The 19508-nt window shown below is 68.6% G+C and carries 14 protein-coding genes and 1 pseudogene; 5 read left to right on the top strand and 10 right to left on the bottom strand.

What is annotated here, in order from left to right; genetic code table 11:
- The first annotated feature begins 132 nt into the window (after positions 1–132).
- Complete coding sequence (locus G6048_RS09610) at positions 133–3054, top strand: glycosyl hydrolase family 95 catalytic domain-containing protein (RefSeq protein WP_165339047.1); 2922 nt, start codon at positions 133–135, stop codon at positions 3052–3054.
- Between the two features lie 59 nt (positions 3055–3113).
- Entirely contained in the window at positions 3114–4361 is a 1248-nt protein-coding gene (locus G6048_RS09605) for an RICIN domain-containing protein (RefSeq protein ID WP_235989565.1), read from the top strand.
- Positions 4362–4668: 307 nt separating this feature from the next.
- Here G6048_RS09605 and G6048_RS51770 read toward each other — a convergent pair.
- The 4 genes and pseudogenes from G6048_RS51770 to G6048_RS09585 all read right to left on the bottom strand — a co-directional run.
- Positions 4669–4938 (bottom strand): annotated as a pseudogene (locus G6048_RS51770) (hypothetical protein); the annotation flags it as partial.
- Between the two features lie 740 nt (positions 4939–5678).
- Positions 5679–6707 (bottom strand): hybrid-cluster NAD(P)-dependent oxidoreductase, encoded by a 1029-nt coding sequence (locus tag G6048_RS09595; protein WP_165339045.1) that lies wholly within the window; start codon positions 6705–6707, stop codon positions 5679–5681.
- Positions 6704–7963, bottom strand: coding sequence for an aromatic ring-hydroxylating oxygenase subunit alpha (locus G6048_RS09590; RefSeq protein ID WP_165339044.1), 1260 nt, complete (start codon positions 7961–7963; stop codon positions 6704–6706). The genes G6048_RS09595 and G6048_RS09590 overlap by 4 nt, the downstream gene beginning before the upstream one ends.
- A gap of 45 nt (positions 7964–8008) precedes the next feature.
- A complete protein-coding gene (locus tag G6048_RS09585) occupies positions 8009–9076 on the bottom strand; it encodes an NAD(P)/FAD-dependent oxidoreductase (RefSeq protein WP_235989564.1) in 1068 nt (355 codons plus the stop codon).
- Here G6048_RS09585 and G6048_RS09580 point away from each other — a divergent pair, their 5' ends adjacent.
- The 3 genes from G6048_RS09580 to G6048_RS09570 all read left to right on the top strand — a co-directional run bounded on the left by G6048_RS09580 (position 9077) and on the right by G6048_RS09570 (position 10612).
- Positions 9077–9445: an SDR family NAD(P)-dependent oxidoreductase gene (locus G6048_RS09580; RefSeq protein ID WP_206341389.1), complete on the top strand. Its 369-nt coding sequence runs from the start codon at positions 9077–9079 to the stop codon at positions 9443–9445. It begins immediately after the preceding gene.
- Positions 9446–9569: 124 nt separating this feature from the next.
- Positions 9570–9941 carry a DoxX family protein gene (locus tag G6048_RS09575; RefSeq protein WP_165339043.1) on the top strand — a complete coding sequence of 124 codons (372 nt, stop codon included), beginning with the start codon at positions 9570–9572 and terminating at the stop codon, positions 9939–9941.
- A gap of 32 nt (positions 9942–9973) precedes the next feature.
- The gene (locus G6048_RS09570; RefSeq protein ID WP_165339042.1) at positions 9974–10612 is read left to right on the top strand and encodes an NAD(P)-dependent oxidoreductase; all 639 of its coding nucleotides are present in this window, start codon (positions 9974–9976) and stop codon (positions 10610–10612) included.
- A gap of 221 nt (positions 10613–10833) precedes the next feature.
- Here the strand turns inward: G6048_RS09570 and G6048_RS09565 are convergent, their stop codons facing one another.
- The 6 genes from G6048_RS09565 to uidA form a co-directional block, all read right to left on the bottom strand.
- Positions 10834–11478: a class I SAM-dependent methyltransferase gene (locus tag G6048_RS09565; protein WP_165339041.1), complete on the bottom strand. Its 645-nt coding sequence runs from the start codon at positions 11476–11478 to the stop codon at positions 10834–10836.
- Positions 11479–11690: 212 nt separating this feature from the next.
- A complete protein-coding gene (locus G6048_RS09560; protein WP_165339040.1) occupies positions 11691–12302 on the bottom strand; it encodes a TetR/AcrR family transcriptional regulator in 612 nt (203 codons plus the stop codon).
- A gap of 85 nt (positions 12303–12387) precedes the next feature.
- On the bottom strand, positions 12388–15123 hold the full coding sequence (locus tag G6048_RS09555) for a family 78 glycoside hydrolase catalytic domain (protein ID WP_165339039.1): 2736 nt from the start codon (positions 15121–15123) through the stop codon (positions 12388–12390).
- Between the two features lie 168 nt (positions 15124–15291).
- The gene (locus G6048_RS09550) at positions 15292–16674 is read right to left on the bottom strand and encodes an MFS transporter (protein ID WP_165339038.1); all 1383 of its coding nucleotides are present in this window, start codon (positions 16672–16674) and stop codon (positions 15292–15294) included.
- A 148-nt stretch (positions 16675–16822) separates the two neighbouring features.
- The gene (locus tag G6048_RS09545; RefSeq protein ID WP_165339037.1) at positions 16823–17848 is read right to left on the bottom strand and encodes an SDR family NAD(P)-dependent oxidoreductase; all 1026 of its coding nucleotides are present in this window, start codon (positions 17846–17848) and stop codon (positions 16823–16825) included.
- A gap of 61 nt (positions 17849–17909) precedes the next feature.
- Positions 17910–19508, bottom strand: a 1599-nt coding sequence (uidA, locus tag G6048_RS09540) for a beta-glucuronidase (RefSeq protein WP_165339036.1), incomplete at its 5' end; no start/stop codon positions are given.

The following is a 19508-nucleotide window of genomic DNA, read 5'->3' as shown; positions in this document are numbered from 1 at the left end:
AGGGCCGGTCACCCAGCCGGTGGCCGGCCTGCGGCTCGTCGGAGAAGACAGCGTACGGCCGTCGCCTTCCTCACCGGTGGTTTGTCATCACCGAAGTCAGTGACCTGCTCCAGTCCGTGAAGGGAGAACGACATGTCCGAGGTGACACGCAGACGGTTTCTCGCCGCCGGGGCGGTGGCTGGAGCAGGGATCGTGCCCGGTGGGTGGACGGCCGTTGCCAGGAGCGGCTCGGCCGCGCCGCCGGAGGTTCTGGCCGCCGACGACCTCGCCCTGTGGTACGACAAGCCGGCCGGCGCGGACTGGCTGCGGGCACTGCCGATCGGCAACGGACGCCTCGGCGCGATGGTGTTCGGCAACGTCGACACCGAACGGCTGCAGCTCAACGAGGACACCGTCTGGGCCGGCGGTCCGTACGACTCCGCCAACACCCGCGGCGCGGCCAACATCGCGGAGATCCGGCGGCGGGTCTTCGCGGATCAGTGGGGGCCGGCGCAGGACCTGATCAATCAGACGATGCTGGGCAGCCCGGCCGGACAGCTGGCCTACCAGCCGGTCGGAAACCTCCGGCTCTCCTTCGGCAGCGCCACCGGTGCGTCGCAGTACAACCGGACGCTCGACCTCACCACCGCCACGGCCATCACGACCTACGTGCTGAACGGCGTGCGGTACCAGCGTGAGGTGTTCGCCAGCGCACCTGACCAGGTGATCGTGGTCCGGCTGACGGCCGACCGGGCCAACTCCATCGCCTTCAACGCCACATTCGACAGCCCACAACGGACCACGGTGTCCAGCCCGGACGGGGCCACGATCGCCCTCGACGGCACCTCCGCCACCATGGAGGGCATCACCGGGCGGGTCCGGTTCCTCGCCCTGGCCCACGCCGCCGTGACCGGCGGCACGGTCAGCAGCTCGGGCGGCACGCTGCGGGTCTCCGGCGCCACCAGCGCGACGGTGCTGGTGTCGATCGGCTCCAGCTACGTCAACTTCCGGAACGTCGACGGCGACTACCAGGGGACCGCGCGGAGCCGCCTCAACGCTGCCCGCAACCTCGGCATCGACGAACTACGCAGCCGGCATCTCGCCGACTATCAGGCGCTGTTCAACCGGGTGTCCGTTGATCTGGGACGTACGACGGCGGCCGACCAGCCGACCGACGTACGGATCGCACAGCACGCGCAAGTGAACGACCCGCAGTTTTCCGCCCTGTTGTTCCAGTTCGGCCGGTATCTGCTCATCTCATCCTCTCGGCCGGGCACCCAGCCGGCGAACCTGCAGGGCATCTGGAACGACCAGATGGCTCCGTCCTGGGACTCGAAGTTCACCATCAACGCCAACCTGCCGATGAACTACTGGCCCGCCGACACGACGAACCTGTCCGAATGCTTCCTCCCGGTCTTCGACATGATCAACGACCTGACCGTGACCGGCGCCCGGGTGGCCCAGGCGCAGTACGGCGCCGGCGGCTGGGTGACGCATCACAACACCGACGCGTGGCGGGGCGCCTCGGTCGTCGACGGAGCGCAGTGGGGGATGTGGCAGACCGGTGGCGCATGGCTGGCCACCCTGATCTGGGACCACTACCTGTTCACCGGTGACATCGACTTTCTCCGCTCGAACTATCCGGCCATGAAGGGCGCCGCCCAGTTCTTCCTCGACACCCTGGTCGCCCACCCGACGCTCGGATACCTGGTCACCAACCCGTCGAACTCTCCGGAGCTCACTCACCATGCGAACGCCACCGTCTGCGCGGGGCCCACCATGGACAACCAGATCCTGCGCGACCTTTTCAACAGCGCCGCCCGGGCCGGCGAAATCCTCGGGGTGGACGCCACCTTCCGCGCTCAGGCAGTGGCGGCCCGGGACCGGCTGGCGCCGATGCGGGTCGGCTCCAGGGGCAATATCCAGGAGTGGCTGGCCGACTGGGTGGAGACCGAGCCGGCTCACCGGCACGTCTCCCACCTGTACGGTCTGCATCCGAGCAACCAGATCACCAAGCGCGGGACACCCCAGTTGCACGAGGCCGCGCGGCGGACGCTGGAACTGCGCGGTGACGACGGTACGGGATGGTCGCTCGCGTGGAAGATCAACTTCTGGGCACGGATGGAGGACGGCGCCCGGGCCCACAAGCTGATCCGGGACCTGGTGCGGACGGACCGGCTCGCGCCCAACATGTTCGATTTGCACCCACCATTCCAGATCGACGGCAACTTCGGCGCCACCTCGGGCATCGCGGAGATGCTGCTGCAGAGCCACAACGGCGAACTGCACGTGCTGCCGGCGCTGCCGGCCGCCTGGCCCACGGGGCGCGTGAGCGGACTGCGCGGCCGCGGCGGATACACCGTCGGCGCCGAATGGAGCAGCGGCCGGATCGAGTTCGTCGTCACACCCGACCGAACCGGTGCCGTCCGGGTGCGCAGTCGGATCTTCGCCGGCGACTTCACGCTGAGGGACGATTCGAGCGGCGAGCCGGTCCAGCCGAAGCGGCTCGAGGCCGATCTCATCGAGTTCGCCGGGCAGGCCGGCAAAACCTACCGCGCGTCCGCACTCAGGTCGGGGCCGGTGGAGGCCGGCGTGGCCTATCGGCTGGTGGCCCAGCACAGCGGCAAGGCTGCCGACATCAACGGTGCGTCCACGGCCGCAGGTGCGCGGCTGATCCAGTGGCAGATCACCGCCGGTCTCAACCAGCACTTCGAGTTCCTGCCCTCCGACGCCGGGCACTACAAGATCCGGGTTGGGCACAGTGGTCTGGTCCTGCACGTCGCCAGTAGCAGCAGCGGCGCCGACATCACCCAGCAGCCGGATACCAACGCCGCCGGCCAGCAGTGGCGCACAGTCGACCACGGCGGTGGCGTGATCAGTCTGGTCAACCGGCAGAGCGGCCTCGCCCTGGACGTGTGGGAGGCCTCCACCGCCGACGGAGCCCGCATCTCCCAGTGGGCAGCCACTGGTAGCACCAACCAGCGATTCGAATTGCACCGCATCCAGCCCCAGGGCGAACTGCGGCCCGAACAACCAGGGAGAGCCATGTCACCGAGCAGCGAGGGAGTCGCATGATGTCGATCCATAGATTGTTCTCTGGGCGAGCCGTGATAGCGGCATTGCTCGTGCTTGCCATGGCCTGCGTGGCAGAAGTCAGCGCTGTGGCCAGCACGTCGCCCACCGCCGGGGCCACACTTGCGGGGACTGCCGGATGCGGACGTGCCCCAACACTGACGAACGGTACGCACACGATTCAAAGCGGCGGTAAGAATCGCTCCTTCATCCTGAGCATCCCTGAGAACTACGACAACACCCGCCAACATCGACTGGTCTTCGGATTCCACTGGTTGGGTGGCACCGCCGGGCAAGTCGCCGGCGGCGGAAGCGATGGCGATGTCTATGCCCACTACGGACTCCGGCGACTGGCGAACAACAGCGCGATCTTCGTTGCTCCGCAGGGCATCAACAACGGCTGGGGCAACTCCGGTGGCGAGGACGTGACCTTCGTCGACGACATGATCAGGCGTATCGACAACGACCTCTGTGTCGACACCACGCAGCGCTTCGCCCTCGGGTTCAGCTACGGCGGAGCCATGAGCTACGCACTCGCGTGTGCCAGGCCGGACGTTTTCCGTGCGGTCGCCGCGATAGCCGCGCCTGGGGGGATCAGCGGGTGCAGCGGGGGCACCCAGCCCTTCGCGTACATGGGAATCCACGGCATCAATGACAACATCGGCGCCGGTCGCGGGTTGCGGGACAGGTTTGTCAGGAACAACGGCTGTACTCCCCAGAACCCGCCGGAGCCCGCGCCGGGCAGCCGCACCCACATCACCACCGCCTACTCGGGTTGCCGAGAGGGGTATCCGGTCGTCTGGGCCGCGTTCGACGGAGGCCACCAGCAAGGCCCCGTGGACGGGTGCGCCGGCTGTGAGAGCGGCGCCAGGAGCTGGGTCAAGGAAGAGATCTGGAGCTTCTTCACGGGTGCTGACCCGAACCCGACCCCGACCACATTCCGGCTGCAGAGCCAGTCGGCCGGCCGATGCCTGGACGTCAGCGGTGCCAACTCGTCCAACGGCGCCCAGATGATCATCTGGGACTGCCACACCGGCACCAACCAGCAGTTCACTCAGACCGGACAGACCCTGCGGGTGATGGGCAGATGCCTGGACGTGCCGAGCAACGCCGCCTCCGGCGCCCGAGCACGGATCTGGGACTGCACCGGCGGCGCGAACCAGCAATGGAATGTGAACACCAACGGAACCGTCAGCAACGTCCAGACCGGACTCTGCCTGGACGTCAACGGCGGCAGCACCGCCAACGGCGCTGCGGTGATCGTGTGGAGCTGCCACACCGGCGTCAACCAACGCTGGGCCCGAGCGTAAGCAGAAGTGTGAAGGCGGCCGCAGTAGTCGCGGGCCGCCTTCATTTCCAGTTGGCCCAGCCTTTCGCACCGCGTCGATCATCTCTCGGTGGCAGTAGCCCTCCGGACGCCCGCCCCGGCCCGCCATCCACGACGGCACCGGCAGCAGATCCCGCACGAGTGCCCACTCGGCATCGCTCATGTCCGAGCCGTACCGCGGCCGGCGCTCGGGCCGGTCGGCCGCGTTCCCGAACCTGTGGGCGAGACAGTCACACCCAGGAGTGGACGGACTGGATGAAGAACAGGCGCTGGATTCGTTGCAGGTGAGCAGTATGAGGGCCGGTCCACTCGGCGATGGTCCAGCAGTTCTTGCGCGGCAGGTCCGACAGCAGCCCGAGCGTCAACTGCCGGACATGACGCAGGCCGTCAGTGTCCAAGCGGCTGTGGGAGAGCAGGTGCTGCAGGCCGTGCGGGGTGGCGTGGCCGGCGTATGCGGCGAGTTGCCAGCTGTTCTTGCGGCCCACCGGGCCGAGCTGTCCGCGGACGTAGTCCCGCATCCGCCGGCGGACCTCTACGCGGCTGAAGCGGGCTCCGGTCATCAGGAGGAGTTCTTCGAGTTTCAAGTCCCAGGCATTCGTCGGTACATCGTGGATCACGACAATGGACTGCTCGCCGCGCTGTCACTACATGCGGCCCGGGCACCCGTTGGTGGGACGGTCAGCCCAAGACCGCCCCGCGCATGCTGAGCCCCCGCTACACTCCCCCACGGCCAGGCCGTTGACCCGGACAAATACAGAAGTCCGGCTGGAGTACTAGGCGCAGGAGAAATCCGGGCAGCGATCCTTCCGGTAGCGGGTCAAGGCTTGCGTGCCAGCACACCGCGTGGATGGGAACCGGCTTCACTCACGAGGGACACCCCTGACTCCTCCAACGTGCACCCCGTAGAGTTCGGGGCTCATACCGATGGGAGTGATGTTCCGGACGCTGGCGCGACCCGGAGGCGGGTGCCGCGCCGCTCCTGATGATCGGCTCCGCCCCTGGGCTGGCTGCCTCGAGGGCATTGAGCCGGTGCGGTATTTCAGGCGCAGCGTCGATCTCCTGTCGGTGGTGCCTGGCCCAGCGACCATATGATCCATTGAGGTACCCGGCACCCCACGTGACCTGCGGTGTACCAAAGTGCCAACTAAAACCTCTGAATCCGGGCGTGGACCTAAGGAAGGTAGTTGGCATCGGCGCAGGTCACGAACGTTGCCCGGTGCCAAGTAGCGCTCCCGGTCACAGCGCTTGTTGTGGTCCGGCATCCCTTCGCCTTGATCGTTTCGTCTCCTGCGGCTCGGCATCATGCTTCGATCACAAGGTCCTCCAGCGGCTTCGAGCAGCAGAGAAGGACCTTGTTCTGGGCGATCTCGCGAGGGCGGATGCCTCCGTTGTGCCGCATGTCGACGGAACCCGAGAGCAGGGTCGCCTTGCAGGTGCCGCACATGCCCTGGGCGCAGGAGGCCGGCAGGCTGAGCCCGGCTCGGGACGCGGCGGCGAGGAGCGCGGTGTCGGGGTCGCACTCGATCGTGCGCCCGCTGCGGGTGAACTCGATCTTGAAACCGGTGGCGCCTCCGTCTGCGGGCGGGGCGGCGGCCGCCTGTGTCTCGAAGGTGAAGCTCTCCGCGTGGTAGTGGTCCATGTCGAGACCCGCGTCCGAGAGCATGGTGCGCACGGCGGCCATGTAGCCGGTGGGGCCGCAGGTGAAGACCTCGCGTTCGCGGAAGTCGGGGGCGACCTGCCGCAGTGTTTCGAGCGTCAGCCGGCCGCGGTATCCGCCCCAGGGTGCGTACGGCCGGTCCTCCTCGCAGACGTGGACCACGCGGATGTTGGGCGCGGTCGCGGCGATGAGGTCGAGTTCGTGGCGGAAGACGATGTCCGTCGGGGTGCGGGCGCTGTGCACGAAAACGACGTCGGCCGGATCGGCCAGGTCGTACAGCGTCCTGGTCATGGACATCGACGGGGTCACCCCTACGCCCCCGGACAGGAAGAGGTACTTCGATGCCGGGTGCCGGGCCGTCGAGAAGTCGCCGAGCGGGCCGTGCGCGCGCACGGTGTCGCCTGGCTTGAGGTGGTCGTGCAGCCAGTTCGACACGAGTCCGCCGGGTACGCGCTTCACCGTGATCGTGAGCAGGAAGGGGCGCGTGGGCGGGGAGGAGATGGTGTAGCAGCGCTGGACCGGGCGGCCGTCGATGTCGAGGGTCAGCGTCACGAACTGGCCCGGATCATGCCGGAAGAGCCGGGGTTCGGCGTACTCGAACACGAAGGTGGTGACGTCGTGAGTGAGCGGGTGGACCTGACGGCACACCAGCAGTTCCTCGGTCTCGGTCATCGCTGCTGCTCCAAGTGCGCCTTGAGCCGGGTGACGTACCAGTTGACGAACGCCTCGACCTGCTCCTCCGCAGGGGCGTACGGGCCCGGCACATAGGCCGGGCTGCTCACGCCCCGCTGGGCGCGCTCGACGAAGACGGCGTCCTGGTCGTTCGTGGCTTTCCACACCTTGGTCAGTGTGCCGAGGTCGTAGTCGACCCCTTCGACGGCGTCGGCGTGCACGAGCCAGGTGGTGCGCACGAGGGTGCGGTCGGGGCCGAGGGGGATCGCGGAGAACGTGATCGCGTGGTCGGCCATGAGGTGGAACCAGGCGTTCGGCTGGGTGTGGAAGGACAGCCGGCCCAAACGGGCGGTGGGGAAGTCGGCCAGCAGGCGCTTGCAGGCGGCTGTGCCGTCGGGGGTGTAGGACTCGCCGGCCCCGTCGAGGGGTTCGCGCTGGACGCGGAAACCAGTGGGGCGGGTGTCCAGTTCCTCGATCGTGGCGTAGGGCAGGCCGAGTTCCTCGTAGGTCCTGCGCGCTTCGGCGTCAGCCCGCTGGAAGCGCTCGTACGTCGGGCGCAGTACGGCCGGGACGTCCTGCTCCTGGTAGCCGTAGATGGGGAAATAGCAGGCCTGGAGCTCGGGGTGGCCGGTGCAGTGGTAGCACTCCCGGTTGTTCTCCAGGGTCAGCTTCCAGTTGGCGTTCTCCACCAGGTCGGTCTGCGTGGCGACCTTCGCCTTGGCCAGGTTGTGCGGTGCGAGGTACGGCTCGACGCGGGCGGCGATCTCGTCGAAGTCGGCGGGCGGTTCGGCGGCCAGGCAGATGTAGACCAGTCCGGCCAGGGTGCGCACGTGTACGGATCGCAGCCCGAAGCATGAGGGGTCGAAGCCGGGTGCCTGGGACTCGGCGTGCAGCAGCTTGCCGTCGACGCCGTACGTCCAGTGGTGGTATCCGCAGACGATGTTGCCCACCGAGCCGCGCTCCTCGTTCAGGATGCGCGCGCCGCGGTGGCGGCAGACGTTGTGGAAGGCCCGTACGTCCTCGTCGTCGTCGCGCACGACGGTGATCGAGTACGACCCGAGCGTGACCGTCACGTAGTCGCCGGGCTCGGGGACCTCCGCCTCAGTGGCGACGAACAGCCAGTGCCGGGCGAAGATCGCCTCGATGTCGAGGCCGAAGAATTCCTCGCTGACGTAGAACGGGGCTTCCAGGCTGTGCCCGACGGGACGCCGGGCGACGAGGTCGCCGACTTCGGCGGTGGGTGTCGCATGGTTCATCGCATGTCTCCGGTGAATCTCAGGAGTTGACGTGGCGGTCGGCACTCAGACCGGCAGGTACAGCCGAAGGGCGTCGTAGATCGCGGCGTGGATGTTGCGGGAGGTCACGGCGTCGCCGATGCGGAACAGCTGGTAGCGGCCCTGCTCGTTGCGGATCACCGTCTGGGGCTCGTGCGCCAGCAGGGCGCGGAGGTCGACCTCGCCGAGGTTGGTCGAGCCGGGGAGGAGATCGAAGTACAGCTCGTCGTTCGGCAGCGTTCCGTGTTCTACGACGACTTGGTCGACGATGCGCTCGGTCTCGGCCTCGGTGTACTCGCTGTAGAGGGTTGCGGCGAGCCGTCCGCCGGCGGTGCGGCGCACGGAGCGCAGTCGCTGGACGAGGGTGATCGTGACGCCGTGCTCGGTGAACACCCGCAGGTAGGCGGGGGAGTTCATGCTGCCGACATCGGGGGCGAGGGTGCGCTCCGGGGTGACGTACTCGATCCAGGCGCCGGATTTCGTGAGGACGTCTACGGCGTCCATGGCCGGGTAGCCGCCGTGGTCGTCGTAGACCAGGATCTCGACCGGGGTCTCGCTGCGATGCCCACGCGGACGCTGCAGCGAGCCCGTCATCACGTCCCAGGTGTCGGAGACCAGGCCCTCGCCCTTGGTGAGGAAACCGCGGTTGGGCATGCCGCCGGTCGCGACGATCACGATGTCGGGATGTTCGGCGAGGACGTCCTCGGCCTCGGCGTACGTACCGAGCCGGAGGTCGACGCCGAGATGCTTGCACTCCAGGAGGCGCCAGTCGACGATCTGGATCAGATCGTGGCGACGGGGGTTGGATGCCGCGAGCCTGATCTGTCCGCCGGGCTGGTCGCTCGCCTCGAACAGGACTACGTCATGGCCGCGTTCGCCCAGCACCCGGGCCGCTTCGAGACCGGCGGGCCCGGCACCGACGACCACCGCCTTCTTGTGGCGGCCGAGGGTCGGCGAAATGACGTGGGGCAGCTGGAGTTCGCGACCGGCGGCCGGGTTGTGGATGCACTTGGTGTCGCCGGAGTCGTAGATGGCATCCAGGCAGTAACTCGCCCCGACGCAGGGCCGGATGCGGTCCTCCTGGCCGGCCTTCAAGTGGAGAACCTGCAGCCGCAGATCGAGTACAACTTTTACGGCGCGATCGCCGCCGCCGGCGTAGTGCTGCCCGCGATGCGGGAGGCCGGAGCCGGGACCTTGTTGTTCACCACCGGCGGGGGCTCCGTCGACCCCAACCCGATGTTCGGCAACGTCAACGCCGCGTCCGCGGCACTGCGCAACTGGGTGCTCAACCTGCACAAGGAACTCGCGGACAGCGGTGTCTACGCCGCGCATGTGGCGATCAGTGCCTGGATCGGCGACGGCGGTCCCGAGGGCATTCCCTCCGCCACACCCGAGCAGATCGCCCCCCTGTATTGGGAGCTCTACGAGGGCCGCGACCGGCCCGAGGCCGTATTCACCGCCTGACAGCCGCTTCAGCGGCTGACATCCGCCGGAACACGGTTCGCCGCCCACGGGCGGCGAGCACTCCCGCTTGCCTCTTTTCTCACTTCTCCCCTCCCCAGCCCTCCCCGAAGGATCTCCGCTCCCCATGAACGTCTTCCTCTGGATACTGCAGGCCGTCCTCGCCGCCATGTTCGCCATGGCCGGTGTCATGAAGTCCACCCAGCCCAAGGACAAGCTCGTCGACAAGCTGCCCTGGGTCGCCGACTTCTCGCCCGCCGCCGTCCGCTTCATCGGCCTCGTCGAGTTCGCCGCCGCCCTCGGGCTCATCCTGCCCGCGGCCTCCGACATCGCGCCCGTCCTCACCCCGCTGGCCGCGACCGGCCTGGTCATCACGATGATCCTCGCCGCGATCACCCACGCCCGCCGCAAGGAGCCCTCGGCGATCGCCTTCAACGCCGTCCTGCTGGCCCTCGCCGCCGTGGTCGCCTGGGGCCGCTTCGGCCCCAACTCCTTCTGACCCACCGCCACCGGCCCGGCAAGGAACCCGCAATGCGTGTCACTGTCTTCGGCGCAACCGGCAGCATCGGCCGCCTTGTCGTCCAGCGACTGCTGGACGACGGCCACACCGTCACCACCCTGGTCCGCACCCCGGCCAAGCTCGGCCTGACCCACCTCCGACTGACCCTCACCACCGGGCAGCCGTCCGACCAGACCGCCGTCCGGACTGCGGTGGCGGGCGCCGACGTGGTCATCAGCGCACTCGGACCGACCCTCAAACGCTCCGCGACCGGCACGCCGGTGACCGAGGGCACGAAAAACATCGTGGCGGCGATGGAGAGCGAGAAGGTGACCCGCTACATCGGCCTGGCCACCCCGTCCCTCACGGACCCGAAGGACAACCCTCACTGGAAGCTCAAGGTGCTCCCCGTCATGGCCCGCCTGATGTTCCCGAACGCTCTGATCGAGCTGCGGGGCATGACCGCGGCCGTCACCGCGACCGGGCTCGACTACACCATCGCCCGGATCACCAACCCGACCAACAAGCCCGCCAGCGGCCGCATCCGATCCGGGTTCCTGGGCCACGACAAGATCGGTTCCACGATGGCCCGAGCGGACATCGCCGCGTTCCTCGTCTCCCAGCTCACGGACACCCGCTACCCGCGGACCATGCCCGCGATCAGTAACTGACGCCCCGGGCCGGCGTGGCCGGTCCGATCCGGCGGCCGACTGCATCCGCTGCGTACGGCACCACTGGCAGGAAAGTGAAAATCGGCATCCAGCGGTGACAACCTAGTTGGCATCAGAGCAGGTCACGGGCGTTGCCTGGTGCCAACCAAAAATCTTGGTCACACGTTGCTGCGTTACGGCCCGCGCGTTGGCCTTCTGTATCCGGATCCGGAGGACGGACTTCAGTTAGGGCGTGGATCCAGGTGGTGGGGCAGGGAGTGCACGCTGACGGCATAGCCGCCGCCTTGACCGTAGGGATCGCCGCCCCAGGTGGCGTAGCGCTGGCGCAGGGTCAGTCCGGCCTGGGTGCACCAGTGATCGAACTCCGTCAGAGTCAGTGGAGGTTCCGGCAGCGGCAGGTGTGCCGCGTCCAGCCCCATGCCCGTGACCAGCAGTCCGCCGGGACGCAGCACGGCAGCCAGTTGCTGTACGACGGCTGATTCGGTGCCGGAGGCCAGCAGGGGGATGACGTTCCCGGCGGCAACCACCAGGTCGAAGCCCGGTTTCAGGCCGAGGGCATTCAGGTGCGCCAGGTCGCCGTGGAGCCATTCCAGCGCGGGGGCGTCACGGCGGGCGACAGTGAGCATGGAAAGGTCGGTGTCCACGCCGGTGCAGTGGTGGCCCAGCTCGGCGAGCCGGATCGCGACCCGGCCGGTGCCGCAGCCGGCGTCGAGGATCCGGGCGGCGGGCTTCAGCAGTGCGGCGCAGAAGGAAGCCTCGCCGTGGATGTCATGGCCCGATTCGGCGAGCCGCGCGAAACGCTGGGCGTACTTCTCTCCGGATTGTCCGCCTGTCAGTTCCGCCCAGCGGTCGTGTTGCCTGCTCATGTTCTGGGTGCCTTCCGGTCAGCCTCGGTAGCAGAGGCGAGGACGCTGCCATCGCGCTTGAACGTGGATAAAGGCCTCGGAGCCCGCTACGAAGGTACGCGGGCGCGGCTCGTCTCAGCGAGCCACAGCCGACGCACGGTCTCCGGGTCCTCGGCTGCTGGATCCGGGATTACCGTCGTGGGGTGGTGGCCGCGTATCTGGTGACGCTCCGCCTACCGGTCGTCTCGGTCGTCCCGGTCGAGAAGCAGGCGGACGAAGTCGTTGAGCGGTCCGATGATGTCGAGGTCCTGGTCGAGGACCCACTGCAACTGGAGGCCGTTGAGCACGGCATGGAAGAGAGCCGCGGCACTCTCGGGGCTGACGCCCTCACGCAGCCTGCCGCGGGCCGCCTCGTCGAGGAATCCTTCGGCGAACTGCGTGCGCCCGCGTTCGTAGCGCTCGACGAAGTAGGTGTGGGCGGGATGATCCGTGCGTGAGGCCGCGGCGGCGAGCTCGATCCACAGGCGCATGAGCTCCGGGGCCTTCTGGTGGTGACGGATGAGCTCACCGAGGTAGGGCGCGAGCCGGTCGAGGCTGTCGACCTGTGCCGCGCCGTGCTGCCACTCCTCGGAATCCCGCTCGGCGAGCACTGCGGCGAGGAGCTCGTCCTTGTTGCGGAAGTGGTGGAGCAGTCCGGCGTGGGTGATGCCGGACCGCTCCGCGATGTCCCGCAGGGAGGCCTTGGCGTAGCCGTTCTCGGCGAAACTGTCGCGCGCCGCCCGTACGATCTCCGCTCGGCGGGCCGGTGTCTTGGCGTACGGCCCGCGCGCTGTTGCCTGACCCACGGTGCGCTCACTTTCCCCTACGAAGCCGGTTCGGACAGGTCGTGCGCAGCAATTGAACATCAAAAAGTTACTACATGGTTGGGGTTCATTTCGTTCTGCCTCGGGACTGACGGAAGGTAGCGCTCTGGTCGCTTCCTGAGTCGTCGGCAGAGCGAGCCGACGAGGCACACTCGATACGGCGGGTGGCACGGAAGGTGCCTGTCGTGGCGGTCTCGGTGGTGCCGTCGGGGAAGACGACGCGTGCGGTGGTGGCCGGTGGCACGTCGATGGTGATGGTCAGCTCGTCGCCGGTCGTTCGCCACTCGACGGTGATCGTGCCCTGCGGAGATTCGTGCGTGCCACGGGCCCACGTCAGTGACGGGTGGGGGACGGGCGCGACTTCGAAGGACTCCCAGGCGGTCGAACCCGGTGCCTGTCGCAGGCCGAGCGTGTGGGTGTGCAGGAAGCGGATCACGGCGCCCTTGCTGTAGTGGTTCAGGGAGTCGTGGGCGTGGCCGTTGTCGTCGATGCCCTCCCAGTCCTCCCAGATGGTCGTCGCGCCGTGGTCCAGCATGTAGAGCCAGGATGGTGCGGTGCGGCGGAAGAGCAGTTCGTAGGCGATGTCGGCGTGGCCGGTGTCGGCCAGGACTGGAAGTAGGTCGCCGGTGGCGAGGAAGCCGGTGCCGAGGTGGGCGCCGGCGGCGCGGATCAGCTCGACCAGGCGTGCGGCGGCGGCTGAGCGCAGTTCCTCGGGGACGAGTCCGAGGGAGAGCGCGCGTACATAGGCGGCCTGGGTGTCGCCGGTGGTGCGTCCGTCGGGGGTGAGGAACTCGGTGCGCCAGGCGTCGCGGACGCGCGTGGCGGTCTCGGTGTAGCGGGCTGCGTCCTCGGTGCGGCCCAGCACCCTTGCCACGTCGGCGAGGGTCGACGTCGAGCGGTACAGGAACGCCGTGCCGACCTCGCCCTTGTCCGCCATGAACCAGGCGATCGGGTCGGTCTGGATCGGGTCGATGCGGGTGCCGTCGGCGGCCTTCGCCTTCGGCTCGGTCCACTCGCCCCAGTGGAAGGAGCCGTCCCACAGGTAGTGCTCGTGCGGGAGCGGCTCGGCCGAGCGCTCGGTACGGGACTGGTGGCGGGCGGTGCGGGCCGTCCGCAGGGCCCACTCGACCCAGCGGACCATCGCCTCCCAGTTCTCTGCGAGGACCTCCCGGTCGCCGTAGGACTCGTACAGCTCCCAGGGGACGGCGACGATCGCGTCGCCCCAGCCTGCCGAGCCGGTCATCATGGCGAACTGGTCGTCGAGGTGATGCTTGATGCGGCGACCGTCGGGCGAGAAGTTGGCGATCCGGCCGTCGGGCAGTTGGTCGTCACGGACCGAGCGGAGCCATTTGCGGCTGAAGCCGAGGACGTCGTACAGGCGCGTGGCGGTCGACGCGAAGACCTGGTAGTCGCCGGTCCAGGCGAGGCGTTCGCGGGTCGGGCAGTCCGTGGGGACGTCGACGGCGTTGCCGCGGAAGCTCCAGTCGGCGATCTCGTGCAGGCGGTTGAGGTCGTCGTCGCTGCACGCGAAGGTGCCGGTGCGGCGCAGGTCGGTGTGGACGACGCGCATCGTGAGGCTCGCGGGGTCGAGCGGGGCGCCGTCGCGGAGGATGCGCGCGTATCGGAAGCCGTGCACGGTGTGGCGTGGCTCGAACGTCTCGCCCCGGCCCACCGAGACGACCTCGTCGCGCTGGACGAAGGGGATCGGGTCCTCGCCGGGGCGTACTGAATCCAGGTGGGCGGTCGTCAAGTCGCCGTCGGCGTCGATGTGTTCGCCGTAGTCGACGACGGTGCGGGTGCCGGCCGGGCCGAGGTCGCTCAGGGCGAGCCGACCGGAGGCGTTCTGGCCGAAGTCGGCGATCCACAGCCCGTCTCGCAGCTGCGTGACCGACTGGGCCGGACGCGATTCGATGGCGCGCACGGGCGGTGCCGGCGACCAGTCGACCGTGGGTGCCTCGACCTGGTCGACGAGGACCGGCTGTTCGGGGCCCGGCCCGGCGCGGAAGTCGGTGCTCTGCCCGTCCATGAGGTCGGCCCGGGTGATGCCCGACCGGGTGCTCGTCCACGTCTCGTCGCTGCGCACGACCTGGCGTGAGCCGTCCTCGTACGCGAGGTGCAGCTCGGCACGTGCGCCGAGCACCGTGCCCCAGCCGGCCGGCAGGCGGAAGGCTCCGACCTGGCCCCGGTACCAGCCGTCGGAGAGAACGATCTCGATCCGGTTGCCGCCCGCCTTGACGGCCGTCGTGACGTCGGATGCCTGGGCGTAGAGCGTGCGGTCGTAGGAGGTGGACCCGGGCGACAGTTCGCCGGTACCGGCCCGTTCGCCGTTCACGTACGCCTCGTACACGCCGAGCGCCGTCGCGTACAGCCTTGCCGAGCGCACCCCGGCTTGTGCCTCGAACCGCGTCGTCAGTTTGCGGGCCGGGCGCTTGCCGTATCCGGGGGCGTCGACGGGTTCGGCCGGCGATATCCAGCGCGCCTGCCAGTCCTCGTCGAGGAGGCCGACCTCGAACACGTTCCACTCCGACCACGGCGAGGGACCCCCGGTGCCGTCGGCCCGGACGCGCCAGGCCACCTGCCGGCCGCTACCCAACGCCGCCCAGGGCCAGGGGAGGAACCGGTGCCGGCCGGGCGCGACCCGCACCGCGGGCTGCGCCTCGCCGTCGACGGTGCACTCCAGCTCGTATCCCGCTGGGTGTCCGGTGTCCGACGGCGGCTTCCAAGACAAGCGGGGTGCGGGGCCCGACACGGCGAACTGGTCACCGCCGCTGTCGATGCGCAGGTCATACGGTGCGTTGTTCATGCTCTGCTCTCTCACGACTCGTGTTTCTAGGAACGCGTTGAACTCTGCTGTTTCCACGGTGGTCGGCTTTCCGTACGACGGTTCTCGCAGCGGTGTGTACGGCGGGGGCGTCCCGCAGCGGGGGCGCCGGTGGCCCCTTGGGCGCACCGGCGATTGCCGAGGTGCCCGCTACCGGACCGACTTGATCTTGAACTTGATGATCAGGCCGCCGGCGAGCGCGAGCACCGCGCCGCTCAGGTAGAGCAGTGTGTAGTTCTTCTCCCCGCCGCTCGTGACGCCGATGGTGATGACGAGTGGGGCGATGAGCGGGGCGAGGGCGCTGGGGATCTTCTGTGCGAAGGCGACGACCGCGAGATAGCGGCCGGCCTGGGCCCGGTCCGGGAGGACGGCGAACACGATCGCCTGGTCGACGGCGCTGAACATCGCGATGGCGAGCTGCATCAGTACCGCGCCGACGACGAGCTGGGGCAGCGAGTGGGCGAACGCCTCGGCGACGGCCCCGGCGACGAAGATCGCGGAGCCGATCATGGTGAACAGCTTGCGCCGGCCGAGCTTGTCGGAGAGGAAGCCGCCTCCGATGGCGCCGCCGGCTGCCGCCAGCACTCCGAGGATCCCGATCGCCGAGACGACGCCGGCGACCTCCTTGACGGGCATGTCGAGCCGCTGGGCGTAGAAGAAGGTCCCGAAGGTGGTGTTGAAGTACAGGCCCATGAAGAAGATGAAGCGGCCGAGCCAGTTCCAGCCGAAGTCGGGGTACTTCCGCGGATTGAACCCGTAGCTGGTGACCAGGCCTTTGAGGCTCACCTCGCTGGTGTGGACGAGTGCGCGGGAGTCGCCTTCCGGCTTGAGCAGCGGGAACAGCAACAGCATGGCTGCTCCGAGGGCGCCCGGGACCAGGAACACCAGAAGCGTGCTGGAGGCCACCGTGTACGCGATGCCGATTCCGATCACCGGCGCGATCTGGGTCATGACGCCGGTCACCGCCGAGACGCGTCCGCGCTGTTCCTCGGGGACGCGGTCGGCCTGGACGTTCTGGATGGCCTGCCCGACCGTGGACCAGCCGACCATGCCGACGACCCACGCCAGGCCCACCAGGAAGACGGTCGGTGCGACGGCGATCCCCAGGAGCCCGACCATGCCGATGACCGTGCCGGCGAACATGAACGGGGTGCGGCGGCCGAGGCGGGAGCGCATCCGGTCGCTCCAGATGCCCATCAGAGGGCTGAGGATCAGATACACGAACTGGGCGGATCCGGTGACGTATCCGAGCAGTTCCTCGCGGCCGGGGGCGAGTTCGTCGATCCGCAGTGCCAGCGAGTAGGAGAGCGGAACCATCAGGGCCAGGGACACCCCGAAGCTGGCGATCATGATCCAGCCGAGGTAACTCCTGCTGACCCTCTCCAGCGGCGGGGCCTCGATCTCGGGGGTGGGAGTCTCGGCCGGTTCCTCACCGCCGCCCGTTGCCGGCCCTGTCGGCTCCTCAGCGTCACCCTTCGCCGGTTCGGTTGGCGGGGGCCCGACCACGCTGATGTCACGGTCGTTCTGAGGCATGAGGACTCCTTCGTCTCATGAGTGCCAGGTGGCGCGGCAGTTGGCGGAGGCCGGCATGCGCGGTCGTGGATGAACCAAGGGGGCTGAATGCGGTACGACGCGCGTTACCGGGTCCGCTCGGTGGTGGGCTGCCACCGGGGGTTGGGCGCTACTGGACCGACCAGCCCCCGTCGGACGGGAGGACGGCGCCGTTGATGTTGATGCCGTCGTCGCTGAGCAGGAAGGTGATGGAGGCCGCCAGCTGTTCGGCGGTGGCCAGGCCCGGAATCGCCTGCTGGAAGGGGGCGAGACGGGCGGAACCCGCCTGCGACACCTGCGCGGGCATGGGGATGCCGGTCGCCACGCCGCCGGGTGCGACCGCGTTGACTCGGATGCCGTGCGGGCCGTACATGAAGGCCGCTGACCTCGTCAGACCGACGACACCGTGCTTGGAGACGGTGTACGCGGTGCCCGAGGAGTTGCCGCGCAGCGCCGCCTCCGAGGCAACGTTGACGATCGAGCCGGTACCGGCCGCGATCATGATCGGCAGGACCGCGCGGGACAACTTGAAGCCGCCGGTGAGGTTGATGCCGATGACGCGGTCCCAGACCTCGTCGGAGGTCTCGTGGACCGGCGAGAAGTCATCGTTCACACCGGCCACGTTCGCGAGGGCGTCGATGCGGCCGTCGGCCGCATCGACCATGCGGTCGATGTCGTCCTGGCATGTGATGTCACCGGCCACGGCGGTGATCGCGCCGTCGGGGAAGGACGCGGCGAAGGGTTCGAGGCGTTCGGCCGAGACGTCCACGGCGATCACACGGCCGCCTTCCCGCGTGATGCGCGAGGCGGTCGCCCGGCCGATGCCCGCGGCCGCGCCGGTGACGATGACGGTCTTGCGGTCGAATCGTCCGGCCGTGACGCGCTCGGTCCACTGGTCCGGTTCGCTCTCCTCGGCGGGCATGACGCCGTCGTTGACCTGCAGGACCAGGTCGTCGACGACCGCCTGCGGCAACTGCCCCTGGCTGACGGCGACGAGTTGCTGGAGGGGGAGCGTGCGCACGGGGGCGAGCATCTCCTGCGGTACCCCGGCCCGGTCCAGCAGCGCCTTGATCAGCGGCGAGCCTTTCGGGTCGGTCAGCCATGCGTCGATGGTGCTGTGCGCGGTGAGGGGACGCGGGGGAGGGGGAATGGACATGTGGTTCGGCTCTTTTCAGGTGCTGGGCGAACTGCTGCCTGGAACGTTTCAATCACTGGCGTCAGTCGTCGGTGGGGCCGGGGTTACGCCCCTCCAGGCCGCGCCAGCGGCGACGCAGCGAGAACGCGGCCGTCTTCGGCCTGCGGTCGCGGGTGAACACGCCCTTCTTGTTGCCGTCGACGCGGTGGATGCCGGCGGAGGTCTGGAAGTCGGCGAAGTTCCAGACGTGTTCGCCGATGAACTCGGGGATACGGTCGAACACGCGGTGGTACATGGCGAGGTAGTCGCTCTGGTACTCCTCGCTCCACGGGGTGTCCCAGACGGAGTGCAGGCCGGGCTGGGTATCGGCGCCGTACTCGGACATCATGACCGGCTTGCCGAAACGCGCTGCCCAGCCGCGGAGGTCCTGCTCCAGGGCCTGCTCGGCGGTCGCGAGGTCGCCGGTGAACAGGTACCAGCCGTAGTAGCGGTTGATGCTCAGTACGTCGAAGAGGTCGCCGATCAGGTCGTTCTGCGGTGTGGCGAACATGACCGCGGAGTAGGTGAGGGGGCGGGTCGGGTCGAGCTTGCGGGCCAGCTCGACCAGCGGCTTGAAGTATTCGCGCGCACCGTCCTCGTTGGAGGCCGGTTCGTTGGCGAGGGACCACATCACCACGCTCGGGTGGTTCTTGTCCCGTTCGATCAGCTCCCGTAGGTGCTGGGCGTGGACGTCGGCGGTGATCCCGCCGAAGTTCTCCGGCGCGAACGTCGGGGTCGGCGGAACGCCGGTGAGGCCGCCCATGACGCCCAGGTTGAGGCCGACGGCGGCGGTCTCGTCGATGACGACGATGCCGCGCCGGTCGGCGAAGTCGAGCACCTCCTCCGCGTACGGGTAGTGCGAGGTGCGGAAGGAGTTGGCGCCGGTCCACTCCATGAGCTGGAAGTCGTGGACGAGGTAGGCGTCGTCGTGGCCCTTGCCCCGCACAGGGGTGTCCTCGTGCTTGCCGAAACCGGTGAAGTAGAACGGTTCGCCGTTGATGAGGAAGTCAGTGCCTCGCACTTCGACGGTGCGGACGCCGAAGGGCTGGGTGTAGCTGTCGACGACTTCCCCCGCGGCGGTCTCGTCGCCGGCGACCAACTCCAACTCCACCACGAGGTCGTACAGGTAGGCGGCGCCAGGCTGCCAGAGAATGACGTCCTCGATGCGGAGGACGCCCTCGGGACCGTGTGCCTGCGCCACGGTCCGGCCTGCCTCGTCAACCGCGCGCACCCGGACCGCGATCCCGTCGGCGGCCTCGCCGGCGGTCTCCACGCGGTACTCGACGATGCCGGCCGCGCCGTCCCGTCCGGTGACGACCGTGACGTCCTGGACGAAGGTCCGGGGCGTGCTGCACAGGCGTACCGGGCGGGCGATGCCCGCGTAGTTGTAGAAGTCGTGCAGGTACGACTGGCGTTCGCGGCCGTCGGGTCCTGTGCTGACGGTGCCGGGCGGGATCGTCTCCTTCGACAGCCGGTTGTCGACGCCGACCGTCAGCCGGAACTCGGCGCCGGGATCGACCATCCCCGTCAGGTCCGCCTCGAACGGGGTGTATCCGCCGGTGTGTTCAGCCACGAGCCGGTCGTCCACGTAGACCTGCGCGGCGTGGGTCACGGAGCCGAAGCGCAGGACCACCCGCCCACC

It is taken from the genome of Streptomyces ureilyticus, assembly GCF_011045025.1.
GTDB classification, from domain to species: Bacteria; Actinomycetota; Actinomycetes; order Streptomycetales; family Streptomycetaceae; genus Streptomyces; species Streptomyces ureilyticus.
This window is presented reverse-complemented; position numbering and strand designations above follow the sequence as displayed.